The organism is Nocardia pseudovaccinii (assembly GCF_050942345.1).
Classification (GTDB): Bacteria; Actinomycetota; Actinomycetes; order Mycobacteriales; family Mycobacteriaceae; genus Nocardia; species Nocardia pseudovaccinii.
This window is the reverse complement of the sequence record NZ_CP192074.1, coordinates 310008-330251: the sequence shown is the minus strand read 5'-3', so window position 1 is coordinate 330251 and position 20244 is coordinate 310008. Positions and strand designations below refer to the sequence as shown.

Annotated in this window: 16 protein-coding genes; 12 read left to right on the top strand and 4 right to left on the bottom strand. The window is 64.7% G+C overall.

Features of this window, described 5'->3' with window-relative positions:
* Positions 1 to 37: 37 nt before the first annotated feature.
* Complete coding sequence (locus ACQPZ2_RS01590) at positions 38 to 1774, bottom strand: SpoIID/LytB domain-containing protein (RefSeq protein WP_433523974.1); 1737 nt, start codon at positions 1772 to 1774, stop codon at positions 38 to 40.
* Between the two features lie 271 nt (positions 1775 to 2045).
* Here ACQPZ2_RS01590 and ACQPZ2_RS01585 point away from each other — a divergent pair, with 271 nt between their 5' ends.
* Entirely contained in the window at positions 2046 to 4427 is a 2382-nt protein-coding gene (locus tag ACQPZ2_RS01585; protein WP_433523973.1) for an N-acetylmuramoyl-L-alanine amidase, read from the top strand.
* Positions 4428 to 4436: 9 nt separating this feature from the next.
* Here the strand turns inward: ACQPZ2_RS01585 and ACQPZ2_RS01580 are convergent, their stop codons facing one another.
* Positions 4437 to 5237, bottom strand: coding sequence for an HAD family hydrolase (locus ACQPZ2_RS01580; protein WP_433527711.1), 801 nt, complete (start codon positions 5235 to 5237; stop codon positions 4437 to 4439).
* Between the two features lie 74 nt (positions 5238 to 5311).
* The gene (locus tag ACQPZ2_RS01575) at positions 5312 to 6232 is read right to left on the bottom strand and encodes a hypothetical protein (RefSeq protein WP_433523972.1); all 921 of its coding nucleotides are present in this window, start codon (positions 6230 to 6232) and stop codon (positions 5312 to 5314) included.
* Positions 6233 to 6391: 159 nt separating this feature from the next.
* On the opposite strand from ACQPZ2_RS01575, the gene ACQPZ2_RS01570 reads away from it, so the two are divergent.
* The 9 genes from ACQPZ2_RS01570 to ACQPZ2_RS01530 all read left to right on the top strand — a co-directional run bounded on the left by ACQPZ2_RS01570 (position 6392) and on the right by ACQPZ2_RS01530 (position 17745).
* Positions 6392 to 7369, top strand: coding sequence for an ABC transporter permease (locus ACQPZ2_RS01570; protein WP_433523971.1), 978 nt, complete (start codon positions 6392 to 6394; stop codon positions 7367 to 7369).
* Positions 7366 to 8307 (top strand): ABC transporter permease, encoded by a 942-nt coding sequence (locus tag ACQPZ2_RS01565; protein ID WP_433523970.1) that lies wholly within the window; start codon positions 7366 to 7368, stop codon positions 8305 to 8307. Before ACQPZ2_RS01570 ends, ACQPZ2_RS01565 begins: the two co-directional genes overlap by 4 nt.
* Positions 8304 to 10178 (top strand): ABC transporter ATP-binding protein, encoded by a 1875-nt coding sequence (locus ACQPZ2_RS01560; RefSeq protein ID WP_433523969.1) that lies wholly within the window; start codon positions 8304 to 8306, stop codon positions 10176 to 10178. Before ACQPZ2_RS01565 ends, ACQPZ2_RS01560 begins: the two co-directional genes overlap by 4 nt.
* 12 nt (positions 10179 to 10190) lie before the next feature.
* Positions 10191 to 11864 (top strand): ABC transporter family substrate-binding protein, encoded by a 1674-nt coding sequence (locus ACQPZ2_RS01555; RefSeq protein WP_433523968.1) that lies wholly within the window; start codon positions 10191 to 10193, stop codon positions 11862 to 11864.
* A complete protein-coding gene (locus tag ACQPZ2_RS01550; protein ID WP_433523967.1) occupies positions 11861 to 13546 on the top strand; it encodes an ABC transporter family substrate-binding protein in 1686 nt (561 codons plus the stop codon). The genes ACQPZ2_RS01555 and ACQPZ2_RS01550 overlap by 4 nt, the downstream gene beginning before the upstream one ends.
* Entirely contained in the window at positions 13543 to 15210 is a 1668-nt protein-coding gene (locus tag ACQPZ2_RS01545) for an ABC transporter family substrate-binding protein (protein ID WP_433523966.1), read from the top strand. The genes ACQPZ2_RS01550 and ACQPZ2_RS01545 overlap by 4 nt, the downstream gene beginning before the upstream one ends.
* Entirely contained in the window at positions 15207 to 15983 is a 777-nt protein-coding gene (locus ACQPZ2_RS01540; protein WP_433523965.1) for a hypothetical protein, read from the top strand. Before ACQPZ2_RS01545 ends, ACQPZ2_RS01540 begins: the two co-directional genes overlap by 4 nt.
* Before the next feature lie 205 nt (positions 15984 to 16188).
* On the top strand, positions 16189 to 16926 hold the full coding sequence (locus ACQPZ2_RS01535; protein ID WP_433523964.1) for a FadR/GntR family transcriptional regulator: 738 nt from the start codon (positions 16189 to 16191) through the stop codon (positions 16924 to 16926).
* A gap of 108 nt (positions 16927 to 17034) precedes the next feature.
* Positions 17035 to 17745, top strand: coding sequence for a sterol desaturase family protein (locus tag ACQPZ2_RS01530; RefSeq protein ID WP_433523963.1), 711 nt, complete (start codon positions 17035 to 17037; stop codon positions 17743 to 17745).
* A gap of 5 nt (positions 17746 to 17750) precedes the next feature.
* On the opposite strand, the gene ACQPZ2_RS01525 is transcribed toward ACQPZ2_RS01530, so the two are convergent.
* Entirely contained in the window at positions 17751 to 18308 is a 558-nt protein-coding gene (locus tag ACQPZ2_RS01525) for a TetR/AcrR family transcriptional regulator (protein ID WP_433523962.1), read from the bottom strand.
* 118 nt (positions 18309 to 18426) lie between these two features.
* Between ACQPZ2_RS01525 and ACQPZ2_RS01520 the strand changes: the two genes are divergently transcribed.
* Positions 18427 to 19182, top strand: coding sequence for a carboxymuconolactone decarboxylase family protein (locus ACQPZ2_RS01520; RefSeq protein WP_433523961.1), 756 nt, complete (start codon positions 18427 to 18429; stop codon positions 19180 to 19182).
* Positions 19183 to 19337: 155 nt separating this feature from the next.
* Positions 19338 to 20243: a hypothetical protein gene (locus ACQPZ2_RS01515; protein ID WP_433523960.1), complete on the top strand. Its 906-nt coding sequence runs from the start codon at positions 19338 to 19340 to the stop codon at positions 20241 to 20243.
* Position 20244: the final 1 nt, after the last annotated feature.

Genomic DNA, 20244 nt, shown 5'->3' with positions numbered 1-20244 from the left:
CTACCCGTGGACCGCGGCAATCGGTCGCGTGATGCGACTAGAGCTCCTCGGCTGGTTCCGATTCCTTACTTGTCGGCGCGGTCGAGGGGATTGCAGGAGCGCGTGGGGGTGGCGGTGTTGGGGTCAACGCCGTGGTTGGGGCGACGGTGGTTCCGGGTGGGACCGCTACCTCGGGCGCAAAGGCAGCGCCTGGTACTGCGTAATGTCCCGGCAACACGGCATTTCCGGGCGCGAGCGCGTCGCCGAGACCTGCGCTCTCGGGCATGCCATTCGCACCACCCGACAACGCGCTCCCGGGTACTACATTGCTGTCAGGCAGCACGCGCCCGGGCGCGGTGGCACTGCCAGGCACGGCGTTCGCGCCTCCGGGCACTGCGCTTTCAGGTGAGCTATTCCCGCCGGGCCGTACTGCACGTCCGAGCGGTGCGCTTTCGGGCACGCCATTCGCGGTACCGGGCACTGCGCCCTCGGGTGTGTCATTCGCGCCAGGCGGCACGGCATGCTCGTTACTGCCCGGCGGAACGGTGCCGCCCGGTTTGCCCTCGTGCGTATCCGGGGCCAGCTGCATCAGCGTCGTGAAGTCGACGACCTGGGCGCCGAGCGTCGGTGTCGCGATGATGACGCCGTTGGTGAAAAGCCGGTAGGTACCGCCGTTTTGGGGTAGCGCCATTTCCGGGCCGAGCGGCCGGCCGACCGCGCTGTTCGCGCCGCCGATCCGGCGGTATTCGGCATCGATCGGGGATTCGGCGACGAGGGTCTGCTTGCGGGGGTCCACAGGATTACCCGCGCCGACCACCGGGGTGCCGAGTTCGGCGGGTGTCGGTCCGACATCGAAGGCGTAGATATCGGCCGGTTCCCCACCGTCGGGTGCGGAGGAGTACTCCGAACGCAGGATTCGGCCGTCCCGCAAAAGCACCGTCCCCGCGGTCGATGCGATGGCGGCGGTCGCGCGCGGATCCTCCTTGGCAGTGCCGGGATACTCCTGACAGTCGGTGGTATCGCAAGTCTGCGCGTATGGGTGGCGGTGCTCCGCCAGCGCGTACGAACGTGCCGCGATCGCTTGTGCGCGAAGGGCTTCCGTCGCTCCCTTGTCGACCCAGTTGGCCTGTACCTCCGCCGGGACGACGCCGAGCAGATAGTCCTCGACGTCGACGCGGTTCACCGTGCGCGCCTCACCGTTTTCCATGGCAACGCCGAGTGAGCCGCGATATGCCGAACCACCGCACAGTGTCAGGTGTTCGGCGGCGGGACGGTTGGGCCGCGGGTTGAGCGGATAGATCCACGGGTCGGCGATCGCCCGCTGCCACAGCACCGCACCGTCACAGCCCATCGTGACAACCACATTCGCGCCGCCGTCGGGCAGCGCGGTGAGATGCGCGACCTGGCCGCGCGGCAGCATTTGGCCCGCGACTCGCAATCCGGCGTCGGCATAGACGTCCAGCGTCGAATCGTCCTGGGCGAACAGCCGCACCCCGACGGTGGTCGCCGAGATTTTGCCGAGCGTCGCGCCCGGGTAGTAGTGATCGAGGATGCGTTCGGCGGTCCAGCCGTCCAGGGCACTGTCGAACGCGCCGACCTGACTCATACCTCGCCCATGGCCCGGTCCCGCCAACGGCCGGACAGGGGCGTCGGTCGGCCAGACCCAGAACGCGAGTACTGTGCCCGCCAGCACGGCCGCACCACCGGTGACCAGCACCGGACGGATGGAAATCGGAGTTCCCGGTATCCGTCGCCCGCCAATTCGCCTGCGTGGCGCACTCGTTTTCACCCGCATTTTTCGCTCCCCCCGCGTCGCGTCATTCCGGTGCTGTTTACTTCGCATCCGTTCACTCCCACGGTTTTCCAGGACCTGATCGGTTCGATACCTGTCGGCATGTCGTTCCATCCGGCCGCAAATCGAGAGCTACATTCGAGCAATCACATAATCCTCAACCAGAGGTTTAGACATGTGACAGTTGTGAACTAGTGTGGTCGTTGATGCATCAGGAAGCAACCCTGACATTCATGCAGATGATCGCTCCGGTTCGACCTGATTGGAGATGCTCGTGCCGTACCGCAAACCGAAACGTTCCTACGTGCTCCCGGTTGTCACCACACTTGCGGTAGCGGCTCCGCTCGCGACGTTCACGCTGAGCGATTCGACCGATTACCGCGCGACAACCGATAGCGAGCTCGCCGCAATCCCCGCGCAATTGGCCGAGGTGGTTCTCACCACGGCGCCGGACATCACCCTTCCGCTGCGCGAACTCACCGGTCTCGACCTGCCTGATCTGCACCTTTCAGATCTACGCATGCTGCCGATTCCGGAATCCATTCCGGTTCCCCAGGGTTTGCCGCTGCCGCCCGGTATCGAGCTGCCGACAGAAATTCCCCTACCCAAGCTCGACCCCGAACACAGCACACCGAGCCAATCGGTTCCCGGCCAAACGGTTCCGGGCCAATCGCTACCTGGCCAAACAGTTCCGGGCCAGAGCACACCCGCCCAATCGCTCCCCGGCCAAACGATTCCGGGCCAGAGCACACCCGCCCAATCGCTCCCCGGCCAAACGATTCCGGGCCAGAGCACACCCGCCCAGTCGCTCCCCGGCCAAACAGTTCCGGGCCAGAACAGCCCCGCCCAGTCGCTCCCCGGCCAAACCACGCCAGGTCAATCAGCGCCCGTCCAGACCTTCCCAGGTCAGACCCCCGCCCCAGCTCAGGGCACAACCCCCGGTCAACCCGCCCAAGGCCGTTCCCCAGCAGCAGCCTTCATCGCCGATCCCGCCCAGCTCGAGCCCGACGTCACCCCCGATACACCGGCACTGTCACCCGGCGCCGTCCCGCCGGAACTCCTCAGCCAGGTGGGTGCGCAGGTCAAGGAGCTCAGCCGCGATACCCCGTTCAGCGTTGTCGCACTGACCGCGCACGACCTGGCGAATACCAAGGCGTTGGTCCGGGCCCGTCAGTCCGATGGCGGTTGGGGTCCCTGGTACGACGCCGAGGCCGTGGACACCCGTCGCAACGATCGGGCGACGGGCGGCACCACCGGCACCGAACCGATCTACGTCGGCAATACCAATTCCGTGCAGATCCTGGTAACCCGCAAGCCTGCCGTGGCGGCCGTACCGCGTCCTCCCGTCGCGGGTGACGCGGAGGGCGCCGTGCCGATGCTGCCCACCCCGGCCGCCGGACGTTCCGATGATCCGGCCCAGACCGCCGCCGCACTGACGGCGGTACTGATCGATCCGGGCCGCGGCGCAATCGATAGCGCACTCAAAAATGTCGCCACGGCACTTCCCGGTGGCGGACCCAATATCATCACCCGATCCCAGTGGGGCGCGGACGAATCCATCCGCTGCGAGGAACCCACCTACGACGACCAGCTCGGTGGCCTCACCGTGCACCACACCGCGGGCCGCAACGACTACACCCCAGCCGAATCGGCGGGCATCGTCCGCGCGATCTACACGTATCACGCAAAGACGTTGGGCTGGTGCGATATCGGCTATAACGCACTGGTCGACAAGTACGGCCAGATCTTCGAGGGCCGCTTCGGCGGACTGGATCGCCCGGTGCAGGGCGCGCACGCGGGTGGGTTCAACGAGAACACCTCGGGCGTCGCACTGATGGGCAACTACGAATCCGAGGAACCGTCGGAAGAGGCGATCAATGCGATCGGCCGGTTCATCGGCTGGCGGTCCAAGATCGCGGGCCTGGATCCCAAGGGCTACACCACGATGTATTCCGAGGGCACCGAATTCACCTCGTATGCGCAGGGTGAGGCGGTTCGGCTGCCGGTGGTGTTCGCGCATCGCGATGTCGGCAATACCAGCTGCCCCGGTGACTCCGCCTACGCCGATATGGACCGCATTCGGGATATCGCAGCGGGCATATCGGCGCCGTCCCGCACCTCCACCAAGCCGCAACAGCAGGCACAGGCGCCGACAACCCAGCAACCGCAGATGCAGACCACCCCGCAGAGCGATATCGCCACGCTGGCCGCACTCACGGCCAAGCTGCTCGGCATGGTGAATCAGAATGCGATCGCCAGGCACTGGGCCGATAAGGGCGGTCCGGACGGTCCGCTCGGCAAGCCGGTGTCGGAGCCGCTGCCCGCCGCGCAGGGGCAGCAGTACGCGAAGTTCGTCAACGGGTACGTCTATACCGGCCCGAACGGTCAGGTGTTCGAGGTCATGGGCGCGATCCTGGATCGTTTCCTCGCCCTCGGCGGAGATGGCGGGCTGCTCGGGCTGCCGATGAGCAACGGCTACTCGGTTCCGGACGGGCTGCGAACCGACTTCCAGTACGGCTCACTGATTCTCAACCAGCTGACCGGCATCATCACCACCGTCTGGAAGACCTACAACGACACCTACCAGCAGCAGGTCAACCGCAACCCGGTCGGCCAGGTCGTCGCGCCGGGCCCCGATCCGGTCCCGGCCAGCTGACCGGGGCGTTCACACCCACCAGCGCTCGAGCACTTGCGCCACACCGTCTTCGGAGTTCGCCCCCGTGATCTCGTCCGCGGCGGCGATCGCCTCCGGATGCGCATTGGCCATCGCGACGCCGTGGCCGACCATGGACAGCATCGGAACATCGTTGGGCATATCGCCGAATGCGATGATCGCCGAATGTTCGACACCGAGGCGCTGGGCGACGATGGTCAGGCCGGACGCCTTGGTCACGCCGGGCGCGGAAATTTCGATCAGGCCGTGGTCGGTCGAATAGGTGATATCGGCGCGGTCGCCGATCAGCGGTGCGAGGACCGCGCGCATATCGGCGCTGAGGGTGCCGCGTAGTCGGACCAGCATTTTGATCGCAGGCGCATCGATGACCTCGGCGCGCGATACCTCGGTGTCATCCGGATTCAGCCAGGCATGTTCGTATTCCGGCGAACTCACGAATTGTGGCGTCACCGCGTCGTGCGCACTGGCGCCGACACGTTCGGCGGCCAGACCGCAGCCGGGCAGTGCGCGTTCGGCCAGGTCGGCGATCCAGGCCAGGGTGTCCACGTCCAGGGTCCGGCTGGCGAGCACGCGGTCGGCGGCGCTGTCGTAGATCACCGCACCATTGCCGCAGACGCACAGCGGCGCATACCCCAGCCCGTCGACCACCGGATCGATCCAGCGCGGCGGCCGTCCGGTGGCGAGTACGAACGGCACGCCATCGGTGATCAGGGCAGCCACCGCCGCCTTGGTTCGCGCGGTGACCCGCTCGTCGTGATCGATGAGGGTGCCGTCCACATCGGTGGCAACCATCTTCGGCTTGGGCAGGTGCAGGCGCGTCACCTATTCCATCCTGCCGGACGACCATCTCGGCGGGGTCGCGGCTATCACTGCGACGGCGGTCGCCGCCACGGGGAGTCCTCGGCCTTCATCGTCGGGTCGGACTGCCGTTTCGCCAGATCTGATGGCGGAGAATCCGGTGCTGCCTGCGGATTCGCTCCCCATTGCTGCTGCGCGCCCGCCTGATCGGTACCTGCTTGCGGATACGGGGGAACATCACCTGACGGACCGTATTGCGGATAAGGCGATGGCGGATAAGGCGTCGAACCGGACGGGTACCCGGCCGGTGGTACAGCGGGTCCGGACGGATACCCAGCCGGTGGCACGGCAGGTCCGGACGGATACCCAGCCGGTGGCACGGCAAGTCCGGACGGATACCCGGCCGGTGGTACAGCAGGTCCGGACGGATACCCAGCGGTTGGAGCACCAGGTCCATACGGATACATAGCCACGGGCGGCGCGGACACCGGGGTGTGGTTGAGCCAGCGCGTTGTCGGGGGCACGAGGGCGAGCACCGCGGTCGCGATCGGGAAGATCAACCCGATCAGACCACCGATGCCGCCGCCGATCTCGGCCGCGCTCCCGCCCGAGGTGGTGTAGTGCCGGGTTACCGCGAACTCCGTGATCCCGGCGATCACCACCACCGCGCATCCGGCAACGACGAGCACCCGACCGAGCTGGCGCCTGGTGAACATCATGATCGCGCCGACACCGAGCAGGAACGCCGTAACCACGGCGATCGAACCGGCCACCAGCAGGTAGGTCTTGATCCAGCTCTGCGCGAGCAGGCCGGTCGAGTCGTACTCCGAGAGATCCAGGTCGGTGAGCCCGAGCACGATATTGAAACCGCCGCCGAGCAATTGCCCCACACTGCCGATACTTGCCAGCACCCCGGCCGTGATCGCGGTGCCGCCACCCGGTGCGGGTGCCGGGACCGATGGATAAGGCTCATATTGCGGATAGCTCATGGAGTCCCCTTTGAGCACCGGAAAAGCCTGGACATACCGGTCTCCACAGAATAGAGGACATGCCGATCTCACGCGTGTCACGCACGCTTGCACGCACGTCCTTATGATCAGGGACAAATACTCGATGCTGGCCCGACCAGCCGTAGGACCAGAGGACTGATGACCGGCTTCCTGCTACGACGCGCGTTCAATTATGTCGTGCTGTTGCTGCTGGCCTCGTTCCTGACGTTCAGTCTGGCGTCGCTGACGTTCACGCCGCTGGACAGTCTCGAACAGCGCAATCCACGTCCGCCGCAGGCGGTGATCGATGCCAAGGCCGAACAGCTGCATCTCAACGAGCCGATTCCACAGCGCTATATCAGCTGGCTGAAGGGCATCCCGCAGGGTGATTTCGGCCAGACGCTGGCCGGACAGCCGGTCAGCGAGGAACTGCCGCGCCGGGTGCTGGTGAGTCTGCGGCTGCTGATCATCGGTTCGGTCGTCGGTACGGTGCTCGGGGTTTTGATCGGTGCGGCCGGAGCGATCCGGCAATACAAATTCAGCGACTACTTCACCACGGTCGTCTCCCTACTGGTGCTCAGCACGCCGGTGTTCTTGCTCGCCACCTTGCTGAAATACGGTGCGCTGGAAGTGAATACGCTCACCGGATCGCAGATCTTCCTCTATACCGGCGAGACCTCGGCGAACAAGATCAACGGTTTCTTCCCGCAATTGCTCGACCGCCTCCAGCATCTGGTGCTGCCGACGGCCGGTCTGGCTCTCGGCGCGATGGCCGGTTACAGCCGCTACCAGCGCAATGCCATGCTCGACGTGCTGCAGAGCGATTTCATCCGCACCGCGCGCGCCAAGGGGCTGACCCGCAACAAGGCGCTCTACAAGCACGGCCTGCGGACCGCGTTGATCCCGATGGCGACGCTGTTCGCCTACAGCCTCGGCGGTTTGATCACCGGCGCGACCTTCACCGAGAAGATCTTCGGCTGGCACGGCGTCGGGGAATGGCTGGTCAATTCGATCAATGCCCAGGACCTCTACGTTGTCGTCACGGTGACGGCATTCGCGGGTCTTGTCGTGCTGGTGTCGGGTCTGCTCTCCGATATCGTGTACGCGATTCTCGACCCCAGGGTGCGTGTGGGATGACAGAAGCCGAAATCATTGTCCAGAGCGCGCCGGAGGTCGCGGCCGCCTCGGGTCGCCGCAGGCTCGTGCTGCGGCGTTTCCTGCGCAACAAGGCCGCCGTCGCGGGCGTGATCGTGCTGCTGATCTTGGTGTTGGTCGCCTATGTGCTGCCCTACTTCTGGACCTGGGACTATCAGGAACTCGACGGCACGGCACTGCGCAAACCGCCCTCTGCCGAGCATCCCTTCGGCACCGACGCCATCGGCCACGACGTACTCGCCCAAACCCTGCGCGGTATGCAGAAATCGCTGATCATCGGCTTCTGCGTCGCCCTCATCAGCACCACCATCGCGGCGCTGACCGGTTCGATCGCCGGACTCATCGGCGGTTTCACCGATAAGGCCATCATGTGGCTGGTCGACCTGCTGCTCGTGGTGCCGAGTTTCATCATCGTCGCGCTGTTCGCGCCGAAGACGAAGGGCAGCGGGTCCATCCTGCTGTTGATTCTGCTGCTCAGTGTCTTCGGCTGGATGATCAGCGCACGCATCGTGCGCGGCCTGACCATGAGTCTGCGTGAACGCGAATTCGTCAAGGCCGCACGGTATATGGGCGCGCCGACCAGGACGGTGATCCTGAGTCATATCCTGCCGAATATTGCCTCGATCCTGATCATCGACACCACGCTGTCGGTTGGCGCGTCGATCATGGCCGAAACCGGGTTGAGCTTCCTCGGATTCGGTGTGCAGTCGCCGGATGTCTCACTCGGCACGCTCATCGCCTCGGGCACCGCATCGGCGCTCACCTTCCCTTGGCTGTTCATGTTCGCCGGTGGACTGCTGATCGTCATCGTGCTCTCGGCGAATCTGGTCGGTGACGGCTTGCGGGACGCATTCGATCCCAGTGCCAAACGGGCTCGCTCGCGCAAGAAGGCTGGGTCGGAAGAGAAGGTAGCGGCATGACGGACCCAGCGGACAAGGTCTCCACCGAAAAGAACTCCACCGCACCGCTGTTGGAGGTCTCCGACCTGCGGGTCTCCTTCCCCAGCGAAGAGGGCCGCATCGACGCGGTGCGCGGGGTGAACTACACCGTCTCCGATGGCGAAGTGCTCGCGATCGTCGGCGAATCCGGATCCGGCAAGTCTGTCTCCTCGCTCGCGGTGATCGGATTGCTGCCGGAGCAGGCGCGGATCAACGGTTCCATCCGGCTGCGCGGCCGCGAACTGCTCGGGCTCGGCGATCGCCAATTGTCCAAGCTGCGTGGACGTTCCATCAGCATGGTGTTCCAGGACCCGCTCTCGGCACTGACACCGGTGTATCGGGTCGGCGATCAGGTCGCCGAAGCCCTGCTCGCACATACGGATATGACCGGTCGAGAGGCCTCGGCACGGGCCGTCGAACTGCTGGACCTGGTCGGCATTCCGGAACCGGCTTTGCGCGCCAAGGCATTTCCGCACGAGTTCTCCGGCGGTATGCGTCAGCGTGTGGTCATCGCCATGGCCATCGCCAACGACCCCGCGCTGATCATCTGCGATGAGCCGACCACCGCACTCGATGTGACGGTGCAGAAGCAGATCTTGAATCTGCTGCGCAAGGCGCGCGATATCACCGGCGCCGGTGTCATCATGATCACCCACGATATGGGCATCGCCGCCACACTCGCCGATCGGGTCGCGGTGATGTACGCGGGGAAGATTGTCGAAACCGCTCCGGCGGCAGAGCTTTTCGCCGCGCCACGGATGCCGTATACCGTCGGCCTGCTCGGCTCGATACCGCGCATGGACGGTCCGCCCCGCAGCCCGCTGATCCCGATCGTCGGCGCACCACCCGCTATGCACGCGCTGCCGCCAGGCTGCTCGTTCGCACCCCGCTGCCCCATCTCGATCGATGACTGCCGTGCGGCCGAGCCGCCGTTGGAGAAGACCGGCCCCGGCCATTCGGCCGCCTGCATTCGCACCGCGGAAGTCACCTCCGCCGATCTGTTCGAGGCGTACCGCCAGGAGATTTCGGAGCCATCCGCCGAAGCCGATACCGATGAGCGTGTGGTGCTGCGGGTTTCGGATCTGGTGAAGACCTATCCGATCACCTCGGGCGTGGTGTTCAAGCGCCGTAAGGGCGAGGTCCGCGCCGTCGACGGCATCAGCTTCGAGGTGCGCGCCGGGCGCACATTGGCGCTGGTCGGCGAGTCCGGATCCGGAAAATCCACCACACTCACCCAGATTCTCGACCTGGTGAAGCCGCAAGAGGGCACCATCGAGATCATGGGCAGCGACATCGCGACCCTGACCAAGGCGCGCAAGCGGGAGATCCGCCGGAAGATGCAGATCGTCTTCCAAGATCCGACGGCCGCACTGGATCCGCGGCTGCCGATCTTCGACGTGCTCGCCGAACCGATGCGCATCGATGGCCGGCCCCGCACCGAAATCGCCAAGCGGGTACCGCAATTGCTCGAACAGGTCGGTCTGCGATCCGAACACGCCGACCGCTATCCCGCCGATTTCTCCGGTGGCCAGAAGCAACGCATCAGCATTGCCCGTGCGCTGGCCCTGGATCCGGAGATTCTCGTGCTGGACGAACCGGTGTCGTCACTGGATGTGTCGATTCAGGCGGGTGTGCTGAATCTGCTGCGCAACCTGCAGACCGAACACGGTCTGTCCTATCTGTTCGTCTCGCACGATCTTTCGGTGGTCCGCAATCTGGCCCACGATATCGCGGTGATGTATCGCGGGAAGATCGTCGAGGCCGGGCCCGCCGAACAGATCTTCGACCGTCCCAGCAACGAATACACCCGGGCGTTGATCGATGCGGTCCCGGTGCCGGTCGTCAGCCGATAGAGGGAGAGCGCGATGCGATCGAGAACCCGAACCAAATGGGCGGCACCGGTTGTCGCACTGGGTTTGATCGCGGCGGGCTGTGGTTCGGGCGGCGATTCGACGGCGGGACTGTCGGATACGCTCGGCACCACCAACGACATCAACCCCACGAGCGTCGACGAAATCCGCGACGGCGGGAATCTGCGCCTGGCGACCACAACGTACCCGGCCAACTGGAACACCCTGTCCAACGACGGCAACGACGAAGAGATTGCCAATATCGAACGGCCGCTTATGCCGCGCTCGTTCAATACCGATGCCGCAGGCCAGTTGTCGGTCGACAAGGACTATTTCACCGATATCGCGCTGACCAACACCGACCCGCAGCAGGTCACCTACACGATCAATCCGCAGGCGGTCTGGTCCGACGGCAATCCGATCACCTGGGAAGACATCAGATCCGAGGCCAACGCGCTCAGCGGTAAGGACAAGCGATTCCTGATCGCCATCACCAACGGCTTCGAATTCGTGGACAAGGTGGAGCGCGGCGTCGACGACCGCCAGGCCGTTCTGACCTTCAGCCACCCCTACGCCGAATGGCGCGGCCAGTTCGCGGGCAATGCCTCACTGTTCCCGAAATCCGTTACCGCCGACCCGGATTCGTTCAACAACAGCCTCGCCGATGCGATGGGGCCGAGTGCCGGACCATTCCAGGTCGTCTCCACCGACCGGTCGCAGGGCCGAATCGTGCTGGGCCACAATCCGAAATGGTGGGGGGCAAGGCCCAAGCTCGACACCATCACCTACAGCGTGCTCGATCACACGGCCTGGACGACGGCGCTGCAGAACAACGAACTCGACCTGGTGCAGCTGACCACGGTCGACGACGTTCAGACGGTGCGCAATACCGGCGGCCTGGTGGTGCGTCGCGCCCCGGGTAATCGCTGGCGCCACATCACCTTCAACGGCGCGCCTGGATCCATCCTGTCCGATGCCAAGGTGCGCGTTGCCATTTCCAAGGCCATCGATCGGCAGGCGATCGTCACCGCGATTCAGAACGGGCTGGTCGAGAATCCGAAGCCACTGAACAATCACATATTCCTGCAAGGTCAGGCGGGCTATCAGGACAATAGCCTCGGCTTCGATCCGACCGCCGCGGCGCGCGAACTCGACGAGGCGGGGTGGAAGCTCAACGGCGATGTCCGGGAGAAGGACGGGCGCAAGCTCGTCATCCGCGATGTCATGTACAACGATCCGACCTGGGTGCAGATCGCCCAGATCATCCAGCAGAACCTCGCGAAAATCGGCGTGGGGCTGACCATCGACACGAGGCCCGGCGCGGGGTATTTCACCGATGTCATCCAGCCCGGCGATTTCGACGCCGCCCAGTTCATCTGGGTGGGTGATGCGTTCGCGTTCAGCAGTATTCGACAGGCGTACTACTACGACCCGAACGATTTGCAAGGCAATTACGCCCGCGTCGGCTCGCCGGAGCTCAATGCCCTGATCGATCGCACCCTCTCCGAACTGGATCCCGCGAAGGCGCTCGAGCTGGCCAATGAGGTGGATCGCAAGGTGTTCGAGGAGGGTCATTCGCTGCCACTGATGCAGAGCGACGGCAGCTACGGCGTCCGCGCGAATCTCGCCAATATCGGTTCCCCCGGCCTCGCGTCCTACGACTACACCAAGATCGGATTCGTGAAATGACAACAGCACGCATCGCCCGGCAGCGCCGGGTGGCAATTCGGATCGCGGCACCCGCCGTCGCCATCGCGCTGATTCTGTCCGGCTGCGGGTCGGGCGAGGCCGTGACGGCGGGTTCCAGCTCGATCGGCACCGCCAACGACATCAACCCGAAGGACGCCGGCGACCTGCGCGACGGTGGAAATCTGCGGCTGGCGCTGACGAACTTCCCGGCGACCTTCAATGCATCGCACGTCGACTCCGACGGTGAGGTTTCCGAGCTGGTCGGGTGGACGCTGCCGGGCTCGATCAAATCCGATGCGGCGGGCAATATCACCACCGATACCAACTATTTCACCGAGATCAAACTCACCAATACCAATCCGCAGACCATCGTCTACACGATCAACCCCAAGGCGGTCTGGACCGACGGGACGCCCATCACCTGGGAAGACCTGAAATCCCAGGCCGAGGCGCTCAGCGGACGCAATCCAGCCTTCCAGGTGAAGGCAACCCAGGGCTACGCTCAGATCGGAACGGTCGAACGCGGTGCCGACGACCGGCAGGCAATCGTCACCATGGCCCAGCACTATGCGGAATGGCAGGGCAATTTCGACATCCTGTATCCCAAGGCGTCGACCGCGACCCCGCAGGCCTTCAACGACGTCGACCGCAATGGGCTGCCGGTTTCGGCGGGTCCGTTCATGATCTCGTCGATAGATAAGGCGCAGCAGCGCATCGTATTGAGCCGCAATCCGAAGTGGTGGGGTGATACACTGAAGCTGGATACGGTCACCTACAGCGTGCTCGATTACTCCGCCCGGCTGAACGCACTGCAGAACAACGAACTGGATTCGGCGTCGGTTTCGGGCATCGATGAAGTCAAGACGGCCTCGAACGCACCCGGCATCAAGGTGCGTCGCGCGCCCGCGCTGCGCTTCTCGCACTTCACCTTCAATGGCGCGCCCGGCTCGATACTCGCGGATCCCAAACTGCGCGTTGCCATTTCGAAGGGTATCGATCGGCAGGCCATCGCGACCTCGGCCCAGCAGGGCGTCGTGGTCGATCCCAAGCCGCTCAACAACCACCTCTTCATGGTTGGCCAGAAGGGCTATCAGGATAATGCGGCATCGGTGGCGTACAACCCCGAGCAGGCCGCCAAAGAACTCGATGATCTCGGGTGGAAGCTCAACGGCGACGTCCGCGAAAAGGACGGCCGCAAGCTGGAAATCCGCGATGTGATGTACCAGCAGGAGAGCTGGGTGCAGATAGCACAGATCGCGCAGCAGAATCTGGCCAAGATCGGCGTCAAGCTGCTCATCCAGACCTACCCGGGCAATGGGCTCTTCACCGATGTAGTCGACCCGGGCAACTTCGACATCGTCCAGTTCACCTGGAGCGGTGGCATCCTCCCGCTCGGTGCGCTGCCGCAGATCTACGCCTTCGACCCGGCGAATACGTTGAGCAATAAGGGCAAGATCGGCTCGCCCGAACTGAATGCGCTGATCGAGCGGACGATCGCCGAACTCGATCCCGAAAAGGCCATCGAGCTGGCGAACGAATGCGACAAGATGATCTTCGACGAGGGCTTCTCGATGCCCATCGTGCAGTCCCCGGGCACCGTGGCGGTGCGTGAGGGGCTGGCCAACTACGGCGCCTTCGGCCTCGCGTCGGCCGATTACACCAAGGTCGGGTTCGAGAAATGAGATTCGCAACCGCAGTAGCAGTTCCGGTTGTCGCGCTCGGCCTGATCGCGACCGGTTGCTCCGACAACAGCATCGCCCTGGGCACGATCGATATCGGTAGTACCAACGACATCAACCCCAAGGATCGCAGCGAGCTGCGCGACGGCGGGAATCTGCGCCTTGCCATCACCAACTTCCCGGAGAACTTCAACTATCTGCATATCGACGGCACCACCGACACCACGGCCTCGGTGATCAATCCGACCATGCCGTCGCCCTGGGTGAGCAATGCCGCGGGAGAACTAACCGTCGATCACAATTACTTCACCGACATCAAGCTGACGAATACCAGCCCACAGCAGGTCACCTACACGATCAACCCGAAGGCCGTATGGTCCGATGGCACCCCGATCACCTGGGAGGATCTGCGATCGGAGGCGGCCGCGCTGAGCACGAAGGACCCCGGCTTCCTCATCTCCTCCCCCAGTGGCTTCGACCGGGTCGAGAAGGTCGAAAGAGGCGAGGACGACCGGCAGGCGATCGTCACCTTCGATAAGCCGTATGCCGAATGGCAGGGTCAATTCAGTCCGCTGTATCCGAAGTCGGTCACCGCCACCCCGGATGCGTTCAGCAATGCCGACCACGACACTCTCCCGGTCAGCTCGGGTCCGTTCATGCTCACCGGCATAGATCGCGCGCAGAACCGGATCACGTTGGGCCGCAATCCGAAATGGTGGGGCGATACCCCGAAGCTGGATACGATCACGCTCAGCGTGCTCGACGATTCCGCGGTGTTGCCCGGGATCCAGAACAACGAGATCGACTATGCCTATATGTCCGGCATCGAGAACGTGACCGGGGCGAGGAACTCCAAGAACGTGGTGGTGCGGCGCACGCCCGAGCCCAGTTGGTCGCACCTGACCTTCAACGGCGGCAAGGGCGCCCTGCTCGAGGACCCGCAACTGCGCATTGCCATTTCGAAGGCAATCGATCGGCAAGCCTTGGTGACCGCCGCCCAGAACGGTGTCGTCGAAAATCCGACGCCGCTGAACAACCACATCTATATGAAGGGGCAGAAGGGCTACCAGGACAATTCGGCTCCCATCGCCTACGACCCCGCCGAGGCGGCGCGGATGCTCGACGCGCTCGGGTGGAAGCTCAACGGCGATGTCCGCGAAAAGGACGGCCGAAAGCTGGAACTGCGCGACGTGATGTACCAGCAGGAGGCCTGGGTGCAGACCGCGCAGATCGTGCAGCAGAACCTGGCGAAGGTCGGGGTGAAGCTGACCATCCAAACCGTACCCGGCCAAGGGTTGTTCAAGGACGTGATCGACCCGGGGAACTTCGACATCGCCCAATTCAGCTGGGGCGGTAGCGTTCTACCGCTGGGTGTGCTGCCACAGGTCTACGCATATGACCCGAACAACCCCAACAGTCAGGGAAGCAATAAGGCCCGCATCGGATCCCCGGAATTGAATGCGCTGATCGAACAGACCATTGCCGAACTCGATCCGGCGAAGGCCGTCGAGTTGGCGAACAAATGCGATCAGATGATTTTCGCCGAAGGCTATTCGGTGCCATTGCACCAAGCGTCGGGCACCTACGCGGTGCGCGACAACCTCGCCAACTACGGCGCCTTCGGCCTCGCCTCCCCCGACTACACCAAAGTCGGCTTCCTGAAGTGAAATTCGGACCGGGCCACCCCCTGGCCTATCCGGTCTGCGTGACGATCGGCGCCCTGGTTGTCTGCCTGGCCTGGGCGCCGTTCGGCGATTTGGACCAGGTGGCGGCATTGGCGACGGTCGCGCTCGGAATTCTGGGCTATACGGGTTTTCAGCTCGCCAGGGCATTGGGCTACCTGACGAACGGTTTGACGGATATCGGCCCACCGCGCGGGGATCGCAGGAGTACGGCTCGCAGCGATGGCGGCTCACAGTTCGGGATGGACGAGAGTGCGGATTCCGGCCGCAGCAGGGAAATCGAAGGCGGCCACGGTCTGCGAACCGTAGAGATCAAACGGGTGCGACAGCAGCATCGGCTCGTCAGCCGAAGCTGGCTCGAGATCACCGAAAACTATCGAACTCGCTGGTTGCCAGTGTTTTTCGAGCCAGCGCTGCTCGGTATGACGGAGACCGAAGCCGATGTGACCGACAGCTCCGTCGACACCGCCACACAGCACCTCTATCCATCCGGAAAGGCACGGACCTCCGAACCGCCGGGCCGCCTGATCGACAATCCCTCCCGTCGCGATCCCGACGCTGCAATTCTCGCCACCGATTCCGCGCGGATCCGCCGCCGCCTCCTGCTCGACGCCCAATCCACCGTCGCCGCGCCTTTCGTAGCCCTCATGTGGATCTACGTCGCCGCGGGTGGCTTCATCGCCTTTCTCGCCGCCACCTCGGTAGCCGCCGCCACCGCGATCTGGCTCGCCGCCATTCGCGGCTCCGACCCCAGCTGATCCCGAATCGCCCACGGCGACACCAGCGGCCGACCGACATCGGCCCTCGCTCCAAAACCTGACCGGTGTTGCGCCATCACGGACCGCACCGACACGTCGAGCTGAGCCGCGCATCGGCACGACCACCCCCAGGGTGCTGACCGAGCGATTGCGCAAACTGGTCTGACCACTTGACCTCCTGACCTTTTAGGCGCAGAGTGGCGGTATGGCGTTGCAACCTGTGGTCAAGCGGTCGGTATCGGGCGATGTATTCGAGCAGATCGCGGCGGATGTGCTCAGTGGGGAGTTGGCGCCCGGCGCGACGCTGCCCAGTGAGCGGCAGTTGGCGGAGGCGTTGGGAGTTTCGCGGCCCGCGGTGCGGGAGGCGCTGCAGCGGTTGGCGGCTGCGGGACTGGTGGCGGTCCGGCAGGGAGATGCGACCACCGTGCTGGACTACCGGCGCGGAGCCGGGCTGGAGGTGCTGCCGCGACTGCTGGTTCAGGCCGGTGAGCTGGAACCGAAGGTCGCGCGCAGCATTCTGGAAGCGCGGCTGCACAACGGACCGAAGGTGGCCGAACTCGCGGCGATCCGGCTCGGCAGAACCGAGTCGGCCACCGTGCGCGCCGCCCTGGATCGTACGGTCGAAGCGCTTGCCGCCGAACAGGATCCGATCGCACAGCAGCGGCATGCGATGGAGTTCTGGGATCACGTCGTCGACGCCGCCGACTCCATCGTCTTCCGGCTGATGTTCAACATGCTGCGCGCCGCCTATGAACCCGCGCTCGCCGCGCTGGCCCCGATCATGTCCGCCGAGGTGGGCAATGTCGAGGCCTATCGAAACCTGGCCGCCGCCATCGAGGCCGGTGCGCCGGAACAGGCCTCGAGCACCGCTCGGGCGCTGCTCGAACCGGCGACTACGGCCCTGATCGAAGTATTGGAGGGCACCGAAAACATCGAACGCTGACGGCGATAAGCGATCCGGAGTCGACATCCCGGATCACCGCGGCGGTTCGGAATATCGCTCGGTCGCCACCGACTGGACAGCACCGACTGGCTCCATCGAGGAAATACCATGACGAAACCACAATCATCCAGCAAGGACTCGACAACGACGCACGAGCGTGTGCGTCAGGACGAGCGACCCCTGCGCCGCGGCCTCACCCTCGCCGCCGCCTTCCGCGAATTCATCCGGCACCCCTCGCCGTGGCTGATCGGCACCACCCTGGTGGCGGCGCTGGTCGCCCGGATCATCGTGGGCGACTGGCAATCGACCGATGCGCTGGTACCCGCCGTCATGCTCGCGATCTTCCCGGTCTTCGAATGGATCGTGCACGTCACGGTATTGCATTGGCGGCCGAAGCAACTCGGCCCGATCCCGATCGATAGCGAACTGGCCCGCAAACACCGTGAGCACCATGTGGATCCCCGCAATATCCCGCTGATCTTCATCCCGACCAAGACGCTTTCGGTACTGGTTGTCGTCCTGATCGCGATCGCGACCCTGGCCTTCCCCCGGCTCGGCCTCGGCCTGACCTTCCTGCTGATGATCACCGCACTCGGCCTCGGCTACGAGTGGACCCACTACCTGATCCACACCGACTACAAGCCGAAAGGCTCGCTCTACCGGGCGGTTTGGCGCAACCATCGCCATCACCACTACAAGAACGAGCACTACTGGTTCACCGTGACGACCTCCGGCACCGCCGACCGTCTGCTCGGCACCTATCCGGACCCGGCGACCACCGAAACCTCACCCACCGCCCGACATCTCCATTCCGCCTGACGGGCTCAGTCCGTCGCCAGCAGGCGGCGTGCGATCGCCCCGGCACGGTTCGCCGCTGCCGGGGAGTTCTCGCGTACGGCCGTAACTATCGCACCGTCGACGAGCAGCGCGAATTCGGCGGCCAACTCCTCGGCATCGGACCGGCCTGCGGCGGTGAGGGTTTCGCCGAGATAGTCGACGACGCGTCGCTTGTGCCGATCGGCGGCCCGATGGGCGGCCGAGTCCGGGTCGGCCACCTCGACCATGGTGTTGATGAAAGCGCAGCCGCGGAAGTCGTTGCGGGCGAAGCGTTCCGAGAGTGCGTCGAAGACCGCGAGCGGGCGGTCCGCCGGGTCGCTCGCCTTCGCTTCGACGGATTCCCGTAACCACGCCAGCCAGCGCCGATCCCGATCCTCGAGTACGGCGACGACCAGGTCGTCCTTGCTCGCGAAGTGGCGATAGAAGGAGGCGCGGCCGACGCCGGACTCCTGCAGCAGGCGATCGACGCCGACCGCCCTGATGCCCTCGGCATAGAAAAGTTCCTCGGCCGTGGTGAGTAGTCGCTGCTTGGCCTGTGTTGCCATGGCATCACCATACCAGGACGGAACCGATCAGTACCATCTGATTTGACACATTCGGCACCGATCAGTACCGTTCGATTCGGTACCGATCAGTACCATCACGTTCGAGTTTGGAGTCACGATGTCTCGGCTACCGCTTGTATCGACCGAAATCGCCGACGCCGAGCAGGCCGACCTGCTCACCGAGGTGCAGCGCCAACTGGGCCGGGTTCCGAATCTCTACGCCGCCATGGCGAACAGCCCCGCGACACTGCGCGGATACCTGAACATGCGCGACGCGCTCACCCGCGGCAAGCTCTCGGCCCGCATCCGCGAACAGCTGGCCCTGCTGGTCGCGAGCGAAAACGGTTGCGACTACTGCGTCGCCGCGCACAGCATGCGAGCGGGGCGGATGGGTTTCACCGAGGAGGCCATCGCGGCCACCCGTGCGGCGCATGCCGATGATCCGCACGCGGATGCGGTACTGCAGGTCGCGCGCGAGGTGCTGCGATCGCGCGGCCGGGTCGACGATCACGTCATCGACTCGGCCCGCGACCGTGGCGTGAGCGATGCCGAGATGAGCGAGGTGGTCGGTCATATCGCGCTGAATGTCCTGTCGAACTACTTCAATCATGTCGCCCAGCCGGAGCTGGACTTCCCTCCCGTCGAACCCACGAAAGGCAACACGATGAACGCGAAATGGCGTAAGGCCACCAAAGTCGCCCTGATCGACGGATATTCACTGCTCGACCGGGATGGACAGCCGGTTCGGACGATCGATGACGTCGAGGTGTCGATCGAGGGCGGATTCCTGCACATCAAGATTGCCGAGTCGGCCGAGGTACAGGTGGTTTCGGCGCCCGCGGTGGCGCTGGTCACTTACCGCCCCGAAGCCTGAGCATCGCAGCCGAGAGCCCGGCCCGGTCCAGTACCGAGCCGGGCTCTCGGCTGCATACCCGCACCCCGTACCATGTTGACAACGTACCCTAGGGGGGTATGGTAGATCCGAGTTCGACGGGACGGTCCGCCGAACGATCCGAACGGAGCCCCCTGATGAACGCAGCAAGCAAGTTCACCGGCTTCACCCTCGGTCTCGCGGCGGTCTTCGGGATCGCACTGGCCGTCGGTGCCACGCTCGGGCCGGAACCCGCCGAGTCCGCGCACGACGCGAAGGCGCACGAGGCCATGAGCGAGTCCGAGGAGCTGCCCGCCGGACTCATGGCCAGCGAAAACGGCTACACCCTGCGCTTGGACACCCCGCAGACCACCGCGGCGGCGGATCTTCCGCTGCGGTTTCGCATCCTGAACCGCGACGGCGCACCCGTCACCAGCTATGTGCGCAGCCACGACAAGGATCTGCACCTCATCGTGGTCCGCCGCGATATGGCTGCCTTCCAGCACGTGCATCCGGTACTCGACCAGGCCGGAGCCTGGAGCGTCCCGCTGGATCTCACCCGCGCCGGTGACTACCGGGTCTTCGCCGACTTCACACCCGATGGCGGTAAGAATCTGACACTCGGCGCCGATCTTCGGGTCGCGGGCAACTACGACGCGCAGGCACTGCCCGCGCCGTCGACTACCGCGCAGGTCGGCGAGTACACGGTCGCGCTGAACGGCACGGTCACGCCGGGCCAGGCCTCGAAGGTCGTGCTCTCGGTCAGCCGCAACGGCAAACCGGTCACCGATCTGCAGCCCTACCTGGGGGCCTATGGTCACCTCGTGGCATTGCGCGCCGCCGACCTCGCCTACCTGCACGTCCATCCGGAGGGCAGCCCCGGCGACGGTGTGACCCCGGCCGGACCAGGCATTACCTTCTACGTCGATGCGCCGAGCACGGGCGACTACCGGCTCTTCCTGGATTTCCAGCACCAAGGCGTGGTTCGCACCGCCGAATTCACCCTCTCGGTTGCCGGTTCCGCGCCCATCCCGGCAGCCGAACCTGCCGGACACGGCCACTGAT